The 17869-nt window shown below is 74.3% G+C and carries 15 protein-coding genes and 1 pseudogene; 8 read left to right on the top strand and 8 right to left on the bottom strand.

What is annotated here, in order from left to right; all coding sequences use genetic code 11:
• Positions 1-236 precede the first annotated feature (236 nt).
• Complete coding sequence (locus ACZ56B_RS20435) at positions 237-1376, bottom strand: aminoglycoside phosphotransferase family protein (RefSeq protein WP_468792102.1); 1140 nt, start codon at positions 1374-1376, stop codon at positions 237-239.
• Between the two features lie 233 nt (positions 1377-1609).
• On the opposite strand from ACZ56B_RS20435, the gene ACZ56B_RS20430 reads away from it, so the two are divergent.
• A complete protein-coding gene (locus tag ACZ56B_RS20430; protein WP_468792099.1) occupies positions 1610-3106 on the top strand; it encodes a DNA-binding protein NsdB in 1497 nt (498 codons plus the stop codon).
• A gap of 96 nt (positions 3107-3202) precedes the next feature.
• On the opposite strand, the gene ACZ56B_RS20425 is transcribed toward ACZ56B_RS20430, so the two are convergent.
• From ACZ56B_RS20425 to ACZ56B_RS20400, 6 genes are all read right to left on the bottom strand, one after another.
• Positions 3203-4609, bottom strand: coding sequence for a PP2C family protein-serine/threonine phosphatase (locus ACZ56B_RS20425; RefSeq protein WP_468792096.1), 1407 nt, complete (start codon positions 4607-4609; stop codon positions 3203-3205).
• 294 nt (positions 4610-4903) lie between these two features.
• Positions 4904-5998 (bottom strand): baeRF3 domain-containing protein, encoded by a 1095-nt coding sequence (locus ACZ56B_RS20420; RefSeq protein WP_468792093.1) that lies wholly within the window; start codon positions 5996-5998, stop codon positions 4904-4906.
• Between the two features lie 133 nt (positions 5999-6131).
• Complete coding sequence (locus ACZ56B_RS20415; protein ID WP_468792090.1) at positions 6132-7733, bottom strand: alpha/beta hydrolase; 1602 nt, start codon at positions 7731-7733, stop codon at positions 6132-6134.
• A gap of 276 nt (positions 7734-8009) precedes the next feature.
• Positions 8010-8495, bottom strand: a complete 486-nt coding sequence (locus tag ACZ56B_RS20410) for a nucleoside deaminase (RefSeq protein WP_468792087.1) — start codon at positions 8493-8495, stop codon at positions 8010-8012.
• 265 nt (positions 8496-8760) lie between these two features.
• Positions 8761-9024, bottom strand: coding sequence for a GlsB/YeaQ/YmgE family stress response membrane protein (locus tag ACZ56B_RS20405; protein WP_468792084.1), 264 nt, complete (start codon positions 9022-9024; stop codon positions 8761-8763).
• Between the two features lie 145 nt (positions 9025-9169).
• On the bottom strand, positions 9170-9610 hold the full coding sequence (locus tag ACZ56B_RS20400) for an SPW repeat protein (protein ID WP_468792081.1): 441 nt from the start codon (positions 9608-9610) through the stop codon (positions 9170-9172).
• Positions 9611-9774: 164 nt separating this feature from the next.
• Between ACZ56B_RS20400 and ACZ56B_RS20395 the strand changes: the two genes are divergently transcribed.
• The 7 genes and pseudogenes from ACZ56B_RS20395 (at position 9775) to ACZ56B_RS20365 (ending at position 17361) form a co-directional block, all read left to right on the top strand.
• Positions 9775-10284, top strand: coding sequence for a MarR family winged helix-turn-helix transcriptional regulator (locus ACZ56B_RS20395; RefSeq protein WP_468792078.1), 510 nt, complete (start codon positions 9775-9777; stop codon positions 10282-10284).
• A 120-nt stretch (positions 10285-10404) separates the two neighbouring features.
• Positions 10405-12492, top strand: a complete 2088-nt coding sequence (locus tag ACZ56B_RS20390; protein ID WP_468792075.1) for an MMPL family transporter — start codon at positions 10405-10407, stop codon at positions 12490-12492.
• Between the two features lie 199 nt (positions 12493-12691).
• Positions 12692-12871: a hypothetical protein gene (locus ACZ56B_RS20385; protein ID WP_026085389.1), complete on the top strand. Its 180-nt coding sequence runs from the start codon at positions 12692-12694 to the stop codon at positions 12869-12871.
• Positions 12872-12998: 127 nt separating this feature from the next.
• Positions 12999-13498: pseudogene (locus ACZ56B_RS20380) on the top strand (hypothetical protein); the annotation flags it as partial.
• Between the two features lie 205 nt (positions 13499-13703).
• Positions 13704-14594, top strand: coding sequence for a glycoside hydrolase family 19 protein (locus ACZ56B_RS20375; protein WP_468792071.1), 891 nt, complete (start codon positions 13704-13706; stop codon positions 14592-14594).
• A 102-nt stretch (positions 14595-14696) separates the two neighbouring features.
• Positions 14697-16067 carry a phospholipase gene (locus ACZ56B_RS20370; protein WP_468792068.1) on the top strand — a complete coding sequence of 457 codons (1371 nt, stop codon included), beginning with the start codon at positions 14697-14699 and terminating at the stop codon, positions 16065-16067.
• Positions 16068-16281: 214 nt separating this feature from the next.
• Entirely contained in the window at positions 16282-17361 is a 1080-nt protein-coding gene (locus ACZ56B_RS20365; RefSeq protein WP_468792065.1) for an adenosine deaminase, read from the top strand.
• Here the strand turns inward: ACZ56B_RS20365 and ACZ56B_RS20360 are convergent.
• The gene (locus ACZ56B_RS20360) at positions 17343-17858 is read right to left on the bottom strand and encodes a mycothiol transferase (RefSeq protein ID WP_468792062.1); all 516 of its coding nucleotides are present in this window, start codon (positions 17856-17858) and stop codon (positions 17343-17345) included. The genes ACZ56B_RS20365 and ACZ56B_RS20360 overlap by 19 nt on opposite strands.
• Positions 17859-17869: the final 11 nt, after the last annotated feature.

The following is a 17869-nucleotide window of genomic DNA, read 5'->3' as shown; positions in this document are numbered from 1 at the left end:
CTCCCGTCGCCCGGGCTGCCCCGGCGGGACACCGCCGCGGCGGGCGCACCGGCTCCCGTGTAGGCCCACCGCGGTGGCGGGGGGGGGGGGGGACCGCCCCCCCCGGAGGGGGGGGGGGGGGGGGGGTGGGGGTGGGTGGTTTGTGGTAGGGTTTTTGTGGGGGGGGGAGGGGGGGGGGGGGGGGGGGACGTCCGCCGCCCCCCCCCCCCCCACCCCCCCCCCCCCCCGCCGTCCCCTCAGCGGGTGCCGACCGCCGCGCGCACGGCCCGGCGGGCCAGCTGACAGTCGTCGTGCAGCCGCCGCAGCAGCAGCCGCTGCTCCTCGCCGGACGGCGCGGCGCCCGGGTGGGCCGGGCCCGGTGCCGCCGGGGCCGGGTCGTGCATCGAACGCTGCACGGCCGTCTCGTGGGTGCGGATCTCGCGGGTCAGGACGAGCATCAGGTTCACCAGGAAGGCGTCACGCGAGGCGGGGCCCGCCGACTGCGCGATCTGGCTGATCTGCCGCCGGGCCGCCGGCGCGTCACCGAGGACCGACCACAGCGTCGCCAGGTCGTAGCCCGGCAGGTACCAGCCCGCGTGCTCCCAGTCCACCAGCACGGGACCGGCCGGTGAGATCAGGACGTTCGAGAGCAGGGCGTCGCCGTGACAGAACTGGCCCGTGCCCTGGCGTCCGGCGGCGAGCGAGATGCCGTGCAGCAGCTTCTGCAGGTCGCCCATGTCCCGGTCGGTGAGCAGGCCCAGCTCGTGGTACCGGGAGATGCGGGCCGCGTAGTCCAGCGGGGCGTCGAACGTCCCGGCGGGCGGCCGCCAGGAGTTCAGCCGGCAGATCGCGCCGAGCGCCGCTCTGATGTCCGCCCGCGGCGGCGCCTCGGCCGGGTGCCGCTGGAGCGCCGCCACCCGGCCGGGCATCCGCTCGATCACCAGCGTGCAGTTGTCCGGGTCCGCCGCGATCAGCCGGGGTGCCCGCACGGGCGGGCGGTGCCGGACGAACGAGCGGTATGCCGCTATTTCGTGGCGGATCCGCTCGCTCCACGCGGGGGAGTGGTCCAGTAAGCACTTGGCGACCGCGGTGCTCCGGCCGACGGTCCCCACCAGGAGGACGGAGCGGCCGTTGCGGCGCAGCACCTGCACGGGGGTGAACTCCGGGCAGATGCGGTGCACCGACGCGACCGCCGTGCGCAGCCGGGCGCCCTGCGGGCCGGACAGGTCGAGCCTCCCGCTGAGCGGTTGGGGGCCCGGTCCCGCGGGGCGCCGTACCCTGTCCGCGCCGAGCACGGGGGCGGCCGGGCGCGCGGGGGAGAGGTAGGGGCCGCCGTCCGACGGACGCGGACGCAGCGGCCGGAGCGGGGCGGACACGGAGGACGATGCTGCGTACATGGGCGATACAGATCCCTTCGTGTGCCTGAGACGTCGTCGACCACCCGGCCCGGCCGCCCAGGCGCACCCTGGGGAGTGCCCCTGCGGCGACCGGGTCGTGGTGGCGCGTTCCTACTCGACACCCAAGGCCCCCTGGCACACCATCTGGCGCACCCTGGCGAACCGTGGCGAATAGTCGCCCGGCAACCCTCCCCGGGCTACTGTCAACTCAGCCGAGAACCTGGGGGCTTGACGTGAGCGGACAACCCAACACCCGGCTCGCGGACCTGTTCGGCCTGGCCGGCTGGTCCAAGGGCGAACTCGCGAGGCTGGTCAACCGGCAGGCGGCGGCCATGGGCCACCCCCAGCTGGCGACCGACACCTCCCGGGTGCGGCGCTGGATCGACAGGGGAGAGATCCCGCGCGATCCCGTACCGCGGGTGCTGGCGGCTCTGTTCACCGAGCGTCTCGGCCGTGTCGTGACCATCGAGGACCTCGGTCTGGTCCGGCACGGGCGTACGGGGAGACGGCCACGCGGCGGGAAGACGGAACATCCCGACGGAGTGCCGTGGGCGCCCGAGCGGATGGCCGAGGTCCTCACCGAATTCACGGGAATGGACCTCATGCTCAACCGACGCGGCTTGGTGGGCGCGGGCGCCGCGCTCGCCGCGGGATCCGCACTCAGCAACGCCATGCACGACTGGCTGCACACCGATCCGGCCCTGGCCGACGACGCTCCACGCCTCGACCGTCCCCTGCACGCCGACCCCGCCGGGTTCGACCGCTACGAGGCCGCCCCCATCGGGTCGCAGGAGATCGAGGAACTGGAGCGCTCCGTGGAGGTGTTCCGCGCCTGGGACGCCGCCCGGGGCGGCGGTCTCCAGCGCAAGGCGGTGGTCGGCCAGCTCAACGAGGTGGGCGGCATCCTCGCCTACCACCATCCCCCCCATCTCCAGCGGCGCCTGTGGGGCGTCGCCGCCAACCTCGCGGTCCTCGCGGGCTGGATGTCGCACGACATCGGCCTGGAACCGACGGCCCAGAAGTACTTCGTCATCGCCGCCCACGCGGCCCGGGAGGGCGGCGACCGGCCGCGCGCCGGCGAGGCGCTGTCCCGGGCGGCCCGTCAGATGGTGCACCTGGGCCGGCCCGACGACGCCCTGGACCTGATGAAGCTCGCCCAGTCCGGCTCGGGCGAGGAGGTGCTGCCGCGCACCCGCGCGATGTTCCACACCATCGAGGCCTGGGCGCAGGCGTCCATGGGCAAGGGCCAGGCGATGCGCCGCACCCTGGGCCGTGCCGAGGACCTGTTCGTCTCGGACGCCAGGGCCGACCTGGAGCCGCCGGACTGGATGCAGACCTTCAAGGACGAGGACCTGTACGGCATGCAGGCCCTGGCCTACCGCACGCTGGCCGAGTTCGAGCCCGGTGCGGCCGTGCACGCCCAGTACTACGCGGAGAAGGCCCTGGCCCTGCGCGTCGACGGACGGGAGCGGTCGAAGATCTTCGACCACCTGTCCATGGCCTCCGCCTGCTTCCTCGCGGACGATCCCGAACAGGCCGACCGGTACGCGCGCCTGGCCCTGGTGTCGATGGGCTCCAACTCCTCGCGCCGCACCTGGGACCGGCTGCGCCAGATGTACCGGCTCACCGCCGAGTACGCCTCCTACCCGAGGGTCCAGGAACTCAGGGAGGAGATCAGGCTGGCGCTGCCGAGGCCGAGGGGGAAGGGCGGCGCCGGAGCCCGGGTGTGAGGGCGCACCGCACCCCCGGCCCCGGACCGGTGCGCGGCCGTCGTCCTCCCCGGCGGGCCGCCCGGACGTCTCGTGGACGGCCCGGTCGGACGTCCGCTACGAGGCGACCCGGGCCACGAGCACACAGGCGCCGTCCGTGCGTTCCCCCCCGCCGAACTCCCTCACGACCGCGCGGACGCAGTCCTGGGCGGTGCGGGCCTCGGCGAAGTGCGGGGCCAGGCCGAGGAGCCGGCGGGCGGCCGCGGTGCCGGCGTGCCCGGGCACCAGCCCGTCGGTGTGCAGGAGCAGCAGGTCGCCGACCTCGAGGGTCACTTCGGCCTGCTCGTAGGAGGCACCGGGGGCGACCCCGAGCGGTACGCCGCCCGGTGCGTCCAGCGCGCGCCCCGTCCCGCCGCGGAACAGCAGCGGGGCGGGGTGTCCCGCCTGCGCCCACACCAGGGAGCGGGTGCCGGGCCGGTAGCGCAGACAGGCGGCGTTGCCCAGGGCCGGCTGCACGATGGCGTCCAGCAACCGGTTGAGGCAGGCCAGCAGGGGACCCGGTTCGGTGCCGGTCATCGCCATGCCGCGTACGGCGCCGAGCAGCATCGCCTTGGCCGAGGCCGCGCCGACCCCCTGCCCGGTCAGGTCGCCGACGCCGAGCAGGGTCGTGCCGTCGGCCAGCTCCAGGGCGTCGTACCATTCGCCGCCGATCGGCGTGCCCGTCGACGCCGGCAGGGGGCGGGCTGCGAGGTCCAGGGCGCGCGGACCGCCGCGCGGGATCCGTGAGGAGCCGCGCCACGGGGGCAGCACGGCCTCCTGCAGGGCGACCGCGAGCCGGCGCTCGGTCCGCGCGGCGGCGCGCCGCCGGCGGTGCAGCGAGTCACGGGTCTCGCTCACCGCCCGGCGGCGCCGGCGCAGCGCGCTGACGTCCCGCAGCACGGCCCACATCGAGGTGGTGCCGCCGTCCGCGCCGAGCACCGGTTCGCCCCTCATGTGCACGGTCCGCACGCCGCCGTCCGGGCGGACGACGCGGAACTCCCCGTCGATGGGCCGGGCGTCGACCAGGCAGTCCGTGACCATCCCCGTCAGCTTCGGCCGGTCCTCGTCGTGCACCAGGGAGGGCAGCTCGTCGAGGGTGAGCGGGGGAGCGGCCGGGTCGCGGCCCAGGATGCGGTACAGCTCCCCGGACCAGCTCGCCTCGTCCGTGAGCAGGTTCCACTCCGCACTGCCGACCCGGCCGAGCGGGGACCCGCCGTCCTGCGCGGGCGCGGGAGAGGCGGTCACCGGCGACGGCCCGTCCCGCAGTTGCGCCAGGTGCTCGTCCAGGTCGTCGAGCTGGTGCAGCGCCAGCTCGTACAGCGCGCGCCGCCAGCGGCTTCGCGGGTCCGACCGGTCGGCCGGCGTGTCACGCCGTACGGCGTCCACCTCGCCCCTGAGCCGCCGGGCCTGCGAGATGAGCGCGTCGACACCGACGGGTCCCGGCGGCTGGGCGGCTGGGCGGCCCGCGGAGAGGTGGGACGGCATGACGCACTCCGATGGGAACGGTACGGCCTGGGGGCGGACGGAGGGACCGTTACGACTGTTGCACAGCCCGCGACGCCCTGTGAGGGATTCGGCAACACACGACAAGGCGGTGCCTGCGGCATATGCCAACGTCTTCGGGGAGTTGCTCCGAGGTGTGCGCGAGGGGTCCGCCCCGGGCGTCAACTCCCATGATACGCAAGTGATATGACGTGACGTCGGATACCGCTGACGACTCCCTCGCACGTCCGGCGGCCAGGTGTTCGCCCGCTGCCGACCGGTGGGTCGTCCCGTTTCTCAGTACCGCAGCACTCCCGCGATCCCCTCCGCGTTCCCGAGGGCGCCGTCCGGGACGAAGCGGACCTCGGCCCCGGTCTCCAGGCACTGTTCCACCACCTCGTCCACGACGTCCTCGCGAGCGTCCGGGGCGCCGTCCTCGGCGACGACCAGGTGATCGCCGGTGACACGCACCGCGACCCGGTAGTTCTCCTCGACGGCCAGCAGCCGCACCCGTCCCTCCCGGGCGCTCTGCCACAACTCGTCGATCCCGGCCGCGAACTGCCTGCGTCCGCGGGCGGACTCCAGGGCCCGCATCACCTCCTCGGTGCTCCTGCGGGCCTCGGCGTCGAGCACCGGCCGCACCGCCTGCCACACCGCGTCGGGCGTGCCGTGCGCGAGTCCGCCGCGCGGGATGTGCACCGCGTCCCCGGTCACGCTGCCGTTCTCGGACAGCAGGGACAGGGCGGCCGGCGCGCCGGTGACGTACAGCGGCCGCGGACGGGTGCGCAGGAGCGCGCCCATCGCGAGGTCGGCGTCGCGCAGGAACCTGCGGGTGCCCTCGTCGCGGAACGCGCTCGGCTGGTCGCCGATCCGCTCCAGCCGCTCCGGGTCGAAGTTCTCCACGGCCCGGGTCAGCGGGAACCCCCCGGCGCGTTCCTCCACCACCCGGTCCGTGCCGCCGCTCCACAGGGTGACCCGGTCGGCGGAGACGGACAGCACCCAGAACGGCCGTTCCACCGTGCGGGCGGAGACGAGGTTGCGGGTCAGGAAGGTGTCCGAGAGCACCACGCGCTCGGGCACGGAACGGGTGAGCGACCACACCTGGTGCTCGCCCGGGGCCGCGAAGATGACCACGCCGTCCTCGCTGTGCGCCAGGTCGACCTCGGACAGGGCCCGGTCCAGCTGCCGGGCCACGTCGGCGCGCCGGTCCCGGCTGACGGCGGGGTCGGCCTCCAGTTTCCTCTTGGCCTCGCCCACCGCGTTGCGCAGCCGGACGGCGTCCTGCGTGGCGAGGGGGGCGCGCCGGTGCGTCGGCGTCAGCACGGAGACCGCGGGGTAGGGGCGCGGCCGGCGCAGTTCGGCGAGGGTCGCGGGGCTCAGATCGTGCTCCATGACAGCACCATAGGGCTGATTCCCGTATCGGGCATTCGGGGTGTGCCGCCCGGTTCCGGGGCGCGGGACGGAGCGGGCGCGGGCCCGCCGGCGGGGGCGCCGGGACCGGTTCCGCGAAGGCCGCGCGGGCGGTTCAGGACCGGTCCTCCTCCTCGGAACCGCAGGAGCTGCCGTCGCGCGGCAGGGATCCGTACAGCAGGAAGTCGTCGACCTTGCGGTGGACGCACTCGGACGACCCGTAGCCGGTGTGCCCCTCGCCCCGGTTGTCCAGCACCACCGCCGCGTCACCGAGCCGCTCGGCGGTCTCCACCGTCCAGCGGTACGGCGTGGCCGGGTCGCCCCGGGTGCCGACCAGCAGCATCTTCGGTGTGTCGAGGTCCTTGACCCGCTCGCGGATGTAGTCGGTGCCCCTGGGCCGGCCGTGGCACATCAGCACCTGGGCGAGCCGGTACCGGCCGAAGACCGGCGAGGCCTGCTCGTAGACGGCGCGCAGCCGGGCCAGGTCCCGGGTCAGCTGCTGGGCGGTGGGACGGTCGGGGTCGTCCGCGCAGTTCACCGCCATCAGCGCCGCCGGAAGGTTGTCCAGCGGCACCTCCTCCTCGTCGACGAGGGGGTCGTCGGCCCGCCGCGGCGGGGGCGGCGCCACCCCGCCGGTCGCGAAGGCCTCCACTCCGCGCGTGTCCCCGTCCTCCATCAGCTGCGCGAGCGCCCGCTGCAGCAGCGGCCACAGCTCCTTGCTGTACAGCCCCTGCCCCAGGGCGCCGGCGAGGTCCTGACCGGTGAACTCGAAGCCGAAGTCGGTCGGCACCGGGTTCTCGTCGAGCGAGGCGACCAGCTTCACCACCTGCCGGCGGGCGTCGCGCGCGTCCTGCCCGAACGGGCAGGCGATGTCCTGCGTGCACCAGGTGAGGAAGCTCTCCAGCGCCCTCTGCTGCCCCCGGGCGCTCGCCGCCCCCTGCTCGGTCAGCGGATCGGTCAGCGTGTCCACACCGTCGAGCACGAACCGGCCCACCTTCCCGGGGAACCGGGCCGCGTACACCGCGCCGAGCCGGGTTCCGTAGGAGAAGCCCAGGTAGTTGAGCTTCTTGTCGCCGAGCACCTGGCGCATCACGTCCAGGTCGCGGGCCACGTCCACGGTGCCGATGTGGGAGAGGACGGGTCCGGAGTGCTCGGCGCACTCGGCCGCCACCTTGCGCAGCTGGGCGAGCGCCTCGCGGGGGTCGGACGTGCCCTCGCCGCCGGTCGCCTCCAGCGCCCGGCCGGTGGCCTCCGTGCCGCAGCTGACCGGTGAGGAGCGGCCGACGCCGCGCGGGTCGAAGGAGACCACGTCGTAGTCGTCGGTCAGACCCATGAAGTCCTTGCCGCCGTGGGCGAGTCCCAGGACGCCCGAACCGCCCGGACCGCCGAAGTTCAGCACCACCGAGCCCCGCGGGTCGCCGGTGCCCCGGTAGCGGGCGAGGGCCAGCTTCAGGGTGCCCTCGTCGGGCTTCGCGTAGTCGAGCGGGACGGTGATGCTCCCGCACTGCAGGTCCTCGGGCAGGCCCGCGCCCTCGCAGGCCGCCCAGGTGATCTTCTGGTCGTAGAACCGGCCGAGGTCCGGCTCCGTGCCGCCGACGGCCGTCAGCCCCGCACCCAGCAGGGCCAGCCCGGCCGCGCCGGTGGCCGCGCGGCGCCGGACCGAGGACCGCACGGCGCGGCACCGGACCGAGGGTCGCGTGGACAGCTTGGCCAGCATCGATGCCTCCAGGGACGCCCCGCAGCGGACCGGGACCGGCGTCCTCGCCCACCATAAGCGGGCCTCGCGGCCCCCGCCTGTCGGCCGGCCGGCGGCACGTCCGGCGCCCGTCGCGGCGAGGGCCGGTCCTCTCCGGCGGGGGCCCGGTCCCCGCGGCCGGCGCCGTGCTCCTGCCGGGCGGCGCGGCCCTGTACCGCCGGGCCCGTCCCGGACGGGCGGGCCCCCTGGGGGGGCGGACCCTCGGGCCCCGCCTCGCCCGGCGGGGCCCCGCGCGGGTCAGGCGCGTGCGCGGTGGAACCGCCGGTGCAGCTCCTTGACCTCTTCGGCCAGCTCCGGGACGGGGCCGTCCACGACCACGCCGGGAGCGACCTCGGCGACGGGCAGCGTCCGCACCGGCGGGGCGGGCACCCCCAGCTCGGAGAGCCAGGACGCCAACTGCTCGGAGGAGGCGACGTACACGATGCGCCCGAGGCCCACCCAGGCGTGGGCGGCCGCGCACATCGGACAGTGCTCGCCGGAGGTGTACACCGTGGCGGCGGCCCGCTCGTCGGGGGTCAGGCGGGCCGCCGACCAGCGGGCCAGCTCGAACTCGGGATGCCGGGTGCGGTCCCCGGAGGCCACCCGGTTGTGGTCCTCGGCGAGCACGGTGCCGTCCCCGGCGACGAGGACCGAGCCGAAGGGCTCGTCCCCGGACTCCAGCGCCTCGGCCGCCAGCTCCACGCAGCGGCGCAGGTACGGCAGTTCGGCTTCCTTCACGACCATGGGCCCGGCCCTCCTCACGACGGCTCGATCGACAGCACCCTAGACCCTGCCGTCACCCTCCCGCCTGCCGCGCGGCGTCCGGCGCGCACTCCCGCGAGGTCCGCGAGCGGGGGTCCCCCGTGACGCCGCGGGGCCGCGTCCCTTCGGCGCACGGCCGACGCCGCGCGGGAGAGCGGCGGCAAGGCGACGGGTCCGGCGGGAAGCACCGTGCCGTGCTTCCCGCCGGACCCGTTCCGCGCGGTCGCCCCCGGTCGCCGGGGGCCGGTCAGCGGCGCGCCTTCGCACGGTCCAGTGCGGCCACGCCGAGTGCGGCGAGACCGATCTGGATCAGCCACTCCACCCAGTCGACGCCCTTGGTGTCGGCCACCCCCAGGGCGGCGGCGAGCGCCGAGCCGATGAGTGCGGCCACGATGCCGACCAGGATCGTCCACAGGACCCCGATGCGCTGGCGTCCCGGCACCACGAGCCGGCCCAGGACGCCGATGATGATGCCGATGACGATGGCACTGATGATGCCGCCGATCTCCATTTCGCCCCTTCTCCTCGTCATCCCTGCCACAGAGCGTCTGCCCCGGGGCGGTGAGGACAGTCCCGGTCCCGCGGTCCCCGCGGGGCCGGGCCCGGACGGGGGAGCGCCGGCCCGCGGCGGGCGCGGACCGGCCGGGCGGCCGTGTCTACCGCCTGGAGGTGCTCCTGGCCGCCGTGGCGAGGCAGACCGTGCCCAGGGCCAGGGTGAGGGCGCCGATGACGATGTTGTTCCAGATCACACCGGCGTCGGGGTTCCGACCGACGATCCACGGCGAGACGATCATCCACAGGCCCAGCGCGCACATGGCCCCGCTGAGGCCGTACATGCGGTCCGGGGCCCGGGTGAACCCGAGGGCCAGCAGGACGATCGCGGTGCCCGCGATCAGATTGTGGGGCCCGAGCGCGGGCTGGCTCGTCGTGTAGTGGAGGATCCACGGGGACATCGCGCAGTACAGACCGAGCAGGAACACCGGCCCGTCCACGAGGGCCACGTCACGGCCGCCGAGCACACGGTCGTACCGGGCGCGCATCTCGGGAGCATCGGGGTGGCCGGCGAGGTCACTGCGCGAGTGCGAGACATTGGCCATGAGTCGTCTCCTTAGGGCTAGCGGGCCTGACCGCTTCTGGTGGGGTATGCGGTATGAGCCGGATATTTTTATAGTGCTCTTATTTCTCCCTTATGTGTAGAGCGCGGTGAGGACGGGGTGCGGGGGGCGTCCTTCCGGTGCCGGGGCTTCTATAGGGTGACCGTGTGGCCACAGCAGACGACGCGGAACAGCGGGCGGCGGAGCGCGAGGCGCTCCGGGCGCCGGAGGCGGCCGACCTCCAGGCCTTCGCCGTCCAGCTGCGCCGGATGAACGGCGAGATCAACCGCATGGTCCACGGCTTCGCGAGCCGCAACGAGCTGCACGCCACCGACGTCCAGGCGCTCGCGGCGATCCTGGACGCGGACGAGCCGATGACCCCCGGCCGGCTCAGGGAGCACCTCGGGCTCACCTCCGGGGCGGTGACCGCGTGCGTGGACCGGCTGGAGCGCGCGGGGCACGTCACCCGGGTCCGGGAGAGCGCCGACCGCAGGGTGGTCCACCTGTACTACGCCGCCGACGCCAAGGCGGCGGCCCGGACGTACTTCCGTCCGCTCGCGCAGGCCGCGGGCGCGGCCCTCTCCCGCTTCGACGACTCGGAACTCGCCGTCGCCCTGCGGTTTCTCGCCGCGCTGAACGAGGAACTCGCACTCCGCGCGACCCCCGGACGGGACTGACCGGCCGGACCGGCCCGGCCGTACCCGCGCGACAGGGGTGGTCTACGATCGCACCCGCAATCTATTTCAATCATTGAGATTGTTTTTCGTTGAGATGATGATCACTGCATCTGGAGAGCGATGACCGCCTCATCCCGATGGGCCCGCCGGCTCGTCCCCGTCCTGCTGCTCGTCGCCTGGCTCGGCATCGGAGGGGCGTTCGGCCCCTACGCCGGCAGACTCGGTGAGGTGGCCGTCAACGACCAGGCCGGCTTCCTCCCCCGCACCGCCGAGTCGACGGAGGTCATCGAGGCGCAGAAGGCCTTCCGGCAGGACGAGACGCTGCCGGCGATCGTGCTGTGGACCGGAGCCGCGGACGGCCCGGTGAGGGACCGTCAGCCCGAGGCCACCCGCGCGCTCGCCTCCCTCACCGGCACCCCGGGCGTCGTCGGCAGGACCTCCCCCGCGGTCCCGTCCGAGGACGGCGAGGCGCTGCAGGGCGTCGTCCAGCTGGACCCCGGGCTCGGCGACGGGCTCCCCGACGTGCTCGAACGCATCCGCACGGCGGCCGGGAAGGTGCCGGGCACCACGGTCCAGCTGGCCGGGCCGGCCGCCACCCAGGCCGACCTGTCCGACGCCTTCGCCGGCATCGACGGCCTGCTGCTGGCCGTCGCGCTGGTGACCGTCCTGGTGATCCTGGTCCTGGTGTACCGGAGCGTCCTGCTGCCCCTGGTGATCATCGTGTCCGCCGTCCTGGCGCTCGCCCTGGCCTGCGCGGTGGTGTACGCCCTCGCCGACCACGGCGTCGTGCGCGTCGACGGCCAGGTCCAGGGCATCCTGTCCATCCTCGTCATCGGCGCCGCCACCGACTACGCCCTGCTGGTCACCGCCCGCTTCCGCGAGGAGCTGGCCGGCCACGACCGCTTCACCGCCATGCGGTCCGCGCTCGCGCGGTCCTGGGGCGCCGTCGTGGCCAGCGCCGCCACCGTCGCCCTGGGCCTGATCGCCCTCCTGCTCAGCGACCTGACCAACACCCGGGCGCTCGGCCCGGTCGGCGCCATCGGCATCGCCTGCGCCGTGCTCAGCACCCTGACCTTCCTGCCCGCCGTGCTCGTCCTGCTCGGCCGCGCCGCCTACTGGCCCGCGAAACCGCGCGCCAGCCGGGAGGGGGGCACCGGCGACGGCCTGTGGCAGCGCGTCGCGTCCCTCGTCGGAGGGGCACCGCGCAAGGTGTGGGCCATCACGCTGGCCGCCCTGATCGCCTGCGCCGCCTTCGCGCCGACCCTCGCGTCCAAGGGCGTGCCGCTCGACGAGACCTTCGTCAACGACGCGCCGTCGGTCGCCGCCCAGCGGACCCTCTCCGAGCACTTCCCCGGCGGCTCCGGCAACCCCACCGTGGTCATCGCCGACGCCGACCGGCTGGACCGCGTCGTGGCCGCGGCGCGGGACACCGAGGGCGTCGCCTCGGCGGCCGGTGCGACGGCCTCCGGGCGCCCCGGCGGCGAACCCCTGGTGGTCGACGGGCGGGTCCGCGTCGACGTCACCCTCGAGGCCGCGGCGGACAGCGACGCCGCGAAGGACACCGTGGCCCGGCTGCGCACCGCCCTGCACGACGTCCCCGGCGCGGACGCCCTCGTCGGCGGCTACACGGCCCAGCAGTACGACACCCTGCGGACGGCGGAGCGGGACCGCACCCTCATCGTCCCCGTGGTCCTCGTCGTCATCTTCCTGGTGCTGACCGTGCTGCTGCGCTCGCTGCTGATGCCCGCGCTGCTCGTCGCCACCGTCGCGGTCAACTTCCTGGCCACGATCGGGGTCTCCGCCCTGGTCTTCCCGCACGTGTTCGGCTTCACCGGCACCGACCCGTCGGTGCCGCTGTACGGCTTCGTGTTCCTGGTGGCCCTGGGCGTCGACTACAACATCTTCCTCATGTCCCGGGTCCGGGAGGAGTCGCTGCGGCACGGGACCCGCCAGGGCGTGCTGCGCGGACTGGTCAGCACCGGCGGAGTGATCACCTCGGCCGGCGTGGTGCTGGCCGCCACCTTCGCCGCGCTCGGGGTGATCCCGCTGGCCTTCCTGGCGCAGGTCGCCTTCATCGTGGCCTTCGGCGTCCTCCTCGACACGCTGGTCGTGCGCTCCCTGCTGGTGCCCGCCCTGGCCCTGGACCTCGGGCCGGTCGCCTGGTGGCCGGGCCGGCTCTTCCGGGAACGCAAGGAGGCGCGGGAGTGATCCCCCGCCGGCCGGAGCGCGTTCCCGGCACGTGTGCGTCCCGCACGTGCCCGCCCGGCACGTGTCCGTCTCGTGCATGCGCGTTCCGCACACATCCGTTCCGCACATGTCCGTTCCGATCCCGGGCAGCCGGAACGTACGGAAAACGTACGGAACGAGGCGGCCCGCGGGCCGCAGACCGACAGGAGGTGTCCGCCCCATGACTGCCGTGACGGGAGCGAAGGTGCTGGAGCGTTTTCCCGCGGGGGCCCCGCGCGGGTCCTGGCCGGCGGAGGAGTGCGCGGCCCGGCACCGCGCCGAGGGCGAACCCGCGACGGTCGTCATGGACCTGGAGTCGGACGCGTTCCTCGTGGTGGTCCCGTCTCCGCAGGACGACTGACCGCGCCGCCGGCCGCCCGGCCCCCCGGCTCGCAAGCGCTCCGGGTTCCGCACGGTCTCGCTCCACGCGGGCCGGGAGGGCCTCGGCTCCTGTGCCGCCCGGCGCAGCGGACCCAGCCGGGTGACAACAGCGCCTGAAGTTCTTGGTGGCCTTCCGGCCCGCCGCGCGGAGGGCGTCCGCCTTCCGGCGGCGGACCGGCGGACGGGCCCCTGCTGAACTGCTGAACGCCGTCATCGGCGGCGAGAGCCACGAGCCGCGGGCCTACGGGGACTTCCTCGGCAAGGACGCCCGCCATCGCCGCGCCAGGGCCGGCGGCGCGTGCTCGCCCCGCACGGCGGCACCCGGGACGGGCTGGAGGCCCACCCCGATCCGCGGGCCGGCGCCGGCCCGGTGCGCGGCGACGCGGGCACCGCCCCGGTCGGCAGCCACGACGACGTCGCCGCACGGATCCACGAGTACGGCGCGCCGGGCATCGAGGAGTGCGTCCTCTCGGGCCATCCGCACCTGGAGGAGGCGCACTGGTGCGGCGAGGGAATGCCGCCGCGCCTCGCCGCGCAGGGGCCGTGGCGGCATCCGGCGGGCACCGGGAGGAGGACTCCCGCGGCGGGGGTTCCCTTCGCGAACTGAGGTGCCTGGTACGTGACTTGACGGACAATCGGGGATTACTGGTCTGCGCCCTTGACTGGTCCAGACCAAAGCGGTTGAGTGTGCTCCACACCCCCCACCACGGCCGCCCCGCGCCGTGACCGGCTTCGTCGGCGCGTGCGGGCCGGGCTCCGCCCAGGCATGTCCTCGTCCGGGAGCGGCCGTGTTCCGCAAAGGAGTTGACCCCTTGTCGAAACGCCGTATCTCCGCCGTGCTGACCGCCGTCGTCCTGGCCGGCAGCGCACCGGTCCTGCTCCCCGCGTCCACCGCCGTCGCCGCCTCCTGCTCCAGCTACCCGGCCTGGCAGGCCGGGAAGTCGTACAACGCCGGTGACATCGTGCGCTACACCGACGGCAAGGCGTACATCGCCGAGCACGCCAACCCGGGCTACGACCCGACGATCAGCACCTGGTACTGGGAGCCCTACGCCTGTGACAGCGGCTCCGGGACGCCGGTCGGCAACTTCGTGGTGACCGAGGCGCAGTTCAACCAGATGTTCCCGAACCGGAACCCCTTCTACACCTACAGCGGGCTCACGGCCGCCCTGAGCGCCTACCCCGGTTTCGCCAACACCGGCAGCGACACGGTGAAGAAGCAGGAGGCCGCCGCCTTCCTGGCCAACGTCAGCCACGAGACCGGCGGTCTGGTGCACGTGGTCGAGCAGAACACGGCCAACTACTCGCACTACTGCGACTGGGGACAGCCGTACGGCTGCCCGGCCGGCCAGTCCGCCTACTACGGGCGCGGGCCGATCCAGCTGAGCTGGAACTTCAACTACAAGGCCGCGGGCGACGCGCTCGGCATCGACCTGCTGAACAACCCCTGGCTGGTGCAGAACGACGCGTCCGTCGCCTGGAAGACGGCCCTGTGGTACTGGAACACCCAGTCCGGCCCCGGCAGCATGACGGGGCACAGCGCCATGGTCAACCAGGCGGGCTTCGGCCAGACGATCCGCAGCATCAACGGCTCCCTGGAGTGCGACGGCCGGAACCCGGCCCAGGTGCAGAGCAGGGTGAGCACGTACCAGCGGTTCGCCCAGATCCTGGGGACGACCCCGGGCGGCAACCTGTACTGCTGACGGAGGACGGCGGGGCATGGTGTCATGCACCTGACCGCAATCGGGTCGCGGTCCGCGCGCGCCCCGCGTGCGCGGACGCCCCCCGGACGAAGGGCACCCGCCATGCGCACCCCCCGCCTCCTGCTCACCACGGCCGCCGCGCTCGTCGCGGCGGCCGTGGTGCCGGTACCCGCCGCCGGCGCCGACGCGGCACCGCCGCCGGACACCTACTACGTCCAGAGCGCGACCACCGGCCTGAACGCCGCCGACCGCGCCGGATCCGTCGAGCAGCACAGACCCCGCGGCGACGAGGACCACCAGCAGTGGACCCTCCGGGCCGACGGCGCCGCACACCTCCTGGAGAACCCCGACCGCCCGGGCAGTTGCCTCGGCCGCGACGGCGACCGGGCCCGGACCGTCGCCTGCACGAGTCCGGACGCCCCCTGGCGGATCACCCCCGCCGGCGCCGACCGGTTCACCCTCGCCGTGCCCGGCACCGACCGCCGCCTCACCGTCGTCCCCGGGTCCCCCGGCGCCGGCCACCCCGCCGCCCTCGCCGTCGGCACCGGCGCGGACGACCTCGCCGCCTGGTACCTGACCCCGGTCCGCCCGGTCACCCGCCCCCTGCCGCCCCGGGACCGGCGCACCCTCGACCAGGTCACCTTCCTCACCGCCCACAACGCCTACGCCAACGGGGTCGACGGCGGATTCGCCCCGCCGTTCGTCAACCTCTTCCCCAACCAGACCCGGGGCATCGAGCGCCAACTCGCCGACGGGGTCCGCGGATTCATGCTGGACGTCCACCAGACCCCGGACGGCGCGATCCTCTGCCACAACAGCTGCACGCTGGTCGGCAGGCCCGTCGCCCTGTGGGTCGACCTCCAGCGGATCGTCGACTTCCTCCACGCCCACCCCGACCAGTTCGTCACCGTCTTCCTGGAGGACTACGTCGACCCGGACGTCCTGCGCGCCGAACTCGCCCGGGTCCGGGGGCTGTCGGACGTGCTCTACCGGCCGGACCGCACCGGTGTGCGCGAGAACGGCTGGCCGGCCATGGGGCAGTTGACCGCCGCCGGGCACCGACTGCTGATCTTCACCGACCACAGCCGGGCCGCCGACCGGGCCGCCGGGCTCACCCGGGACGGTTTCGGCGTGATGTACCAGCGCGAGTGGACCGTCGAGAACCACTGGTCCATGGGGCCGGGCGTCGGCGCGTCCGACTGGTCCTGCTCCAGCCGCTGGTACGGCGCCGGCGACGACATCCCGCTGACCCGCACCGAGCCCGGCTTCCGCCCGCTGTTCGTCATGAACCACTTCCGGGACGCCGCGATCGCCTCCACGGCCGGCACGGACAACTCCAAACTCGCCGACCGCGCCCGCCGGTTCTGCCAGCCGGCCGCCCGCAAGAAGCCCAACTACCTCGCCGTGGACCGCTACGACCTCGGCGACCCGGCGTCCGCCGTCGCCGCCCTCAACACGTACGCGTACCCCTAGAGCCTTTCGTTCGGCTCGGGAGGTCCGGCCCGAGCCGAACGAAAGACCCTGGCGGACCCCGTCCGCCCCGCCGGCCGCGCCCCGGATCCCGCACCGTCCGGGATGCGGTCGGCGGGGCGGGACTGGCGCGTCCGTGAGTTTTACGTATAACCTCTCCGGTCATCCCCCTTGACGACCCCGCACACCGGAACGAACCACCGAGGAACACCCGCCCATGACCGCGCCCCGCATCGACACCGACACCCTCCGCCGGCTGCCCAAGGCCGTGCTGCACGACCACCTCGACGGCGCCCTGCGCCCCACCACCCTGGTGGAGCTCGCGGACGCGGTCGGCCACGCCCTGCCCACCACCGACCCCGACGAGCTCGCCGCCTGGTACGTCGAGGCCGCCGGCTCCGGCGACCTGGTCCGCTACATAGCCACCTTCGAGCACACCCTCGCCGTCATGCAGCACCGCGAGGGGCTGCTGCGCACCGCCGAGGAGTACGTGCTCGACCTCGCGGCCGACGGCGTCGTCTACGGCGAGGTGCGCTACGCCCCCGAGCTGATGACCAGGGGCGGGCTGACCCCGTCCGAGGTCGTCGAGACCGTGCAGGAGGGGCTCGCGGCCGGCATGGCCAAGGCGGCCGCGGCGGGCACGCCGGTACGGGTCGGGACGCTGCTGTGCGGCATGCGGATGTTCGACCGGACGCGGGAGATCGCCGACCTGGCCGTGGCGTTCCGGGACGCCGGGGTCGTCGGCTTCGACATCGCCGGCGCCGAGGACGGCTTCCCGGCCGCCGACCACCTCGACGCGTTCGAGCACCTGCGCCGCGAGAGCGTGCCCTTCACCATCCACGCCGGTGAGGCCCACGGGCTGCCCAGCATCCACCAGGCCCTCCAGGTGTGCGGCGCCCAGCGCATCGGGCACGGCGTGCGCATCACCGAGGACATCCCCGACCTCGCGGCCGGCAAGCTCGGCCGGCTGGCGGGGTGGGTGCGCGACCGCAGGATCGCGCTGGAGATGTGCCCCACCTCCAACCTCCAGACCGGCGCCGCGGCCTCGATCGCCGAGCACCCGATCACCGCGCTGAAGGACCTCGGCTTCCGCGTCACCGTCAACACCGACAACCGGCTGGTGTCGGGCACCACCATGACCCGCGAGATGTCCCTGCTGGTGGAGGAGGCCGGCTGGACGGCCGAGGACCTGCGCACCGTCACGGTCAACGCGGTGAAGAGCGCGTTCCTGCCGTTCGACGAGCGCAGCGCCCTGATCCGGGACGTGGTCCTGCCCGGTTACGCGTCCGTGCTCTGAAGCAGCCCCCGTACGTAGGCGGCCTGTCCGACGTGCTGCAGGTCGTCGGACAGGACGCTGACCAGCCGCACGCCCAGGCTGACCGGCGGGTCCCAGCGCTCGTCCACGATCCGCTCCAGGTCCCTGGCGGTCAGCGCGCGCAGGGCCTCGAGCGTCTGCTCGTGCACCGCGTCGTGGTAGCCGGTCAGCAGGTCGGCGGAGTCGACCCGCACCTTCGCGACCTCCGCCGGGGCGTGCCCGTATCCGGTGTCGCGGTGGGGCAGGCCGAGGCCGAGGCGCTTCTCCCAGCCTCCGGAGAGCCACACCTGGTCGAGGCCGAAGGCGTCCGCGACGTGGTCGTCCTGGACCCGGGTGAGGTGCCAGACCAGCCAGGCGACGGAGTTGGCCCCGGAACCGGGCCGGGCGTTGAGGGCGTCGGGGCCCAGGCCCTTGACGGCGGCGTGGACTTCTTCGCGGATCCGGCCGAAGCCGTCGATGAGGATGTCCTTGGCGTGCATGGGTCCACCTT

The organism is Streptomyces sp. NPDC034670, from assembly GCF_055574875.1.
This window is presented reverse-complemented; position numbering and strand designations above follow the sequence as displayed.

Excerpts from the sequence above, each read along its gene's own strand:
- ACZ56B_RS20435 (WP_468792102.1), bottom strand. The coding sequence starts at position 1,376 with ATGTACGCAGCATCGTCCTCCGTGTCCGCCCCGCTCCGGCCGCTGCGT.
- ACZ56B_RS20425 (WP_468792096.1), bottom strand. The coding sequence starts at position 4,609 with ATGCCGTCCCACCTCTCCGCGGGCCGCCCAGCCGCCCAGCCGCCGGGA.
- ACZ56B_RS20420 (WP_468792093.1), bottom strand. The coding sequence starts at position 5,998 with ATGGAGCACGATCTGAGCCCCGCGACCCTCGCCGAACTGCGCCGGCCG.
- ACZ56B_RS20415 (WP_468792090.1), bottom strand. The coding sequence starts at position 7,733 with ATGCTGGCCAAGCTGTCCACGCGACCCTCGGTCCGGTGCCGCGCCGTG.
- ACZ56B_RS20410 (WP_468792087.1), bottom strand. The coding sequence starts at position 8,495 with ATGGTCGTGAAGGAAGCCGAACTGCCGTACCTGCGCCGCTGCGTGGAG.
- ACZ56B_RS20405 (WP_468792084.1), bottom strand. The coding sequence starts at position 9,024 with ATGGAGATCGGCGGCATCATCAGTGCCATCGTCATCGGCATCATCATC.
- ACZ56B_RS20400 (WP_468792081.1), bottom strand. The coding sequence starts at position 9,610 with ATGGCCAATGTCTCGCACTCGCGCAGTGACCTCGCCGGCCACCCCGAT.
- ACZ56B_RS20390 (WP_468792075.1), top strand. The coding sequence starts at position 10,405 with ATGACCGCCTCATCCCGATGGGCCCGCCGGCTCGTCCCCGTCCTGCTG.
- ACZ56B_RS20385 (WP_026085389.1), top strand. The coding sequence starts at position 12,692 with ATGACTGCCGTGACGGGAGCGAAGGTGCTGGAGCGTTTTCCCGCGGGG.
- ACZ56B_RS20370 (WP_468792068.1), top strand. The coding sequence starts at position 14,697 with ATGCGCACCCCCCGCCTCCTGCTCACCACGGCCGCCGCGCTCGTCGCG.
- ACZ56B_RS20365 (WP_468792065.1), top strand. The coding sequence starts at position 16,282 with ATGACCGCGCCCCGCATCGACACCGACACCCTCCGCCGGCTGCCCAAG.
- ACZ56B_RS20360 (WP_468792062.1), bottom strand. The coding sequence starts at position 17,858 with ATGCACGCCAAGGACATCCTCATCGACGGCTTCGGCCGGATCCGCGAA.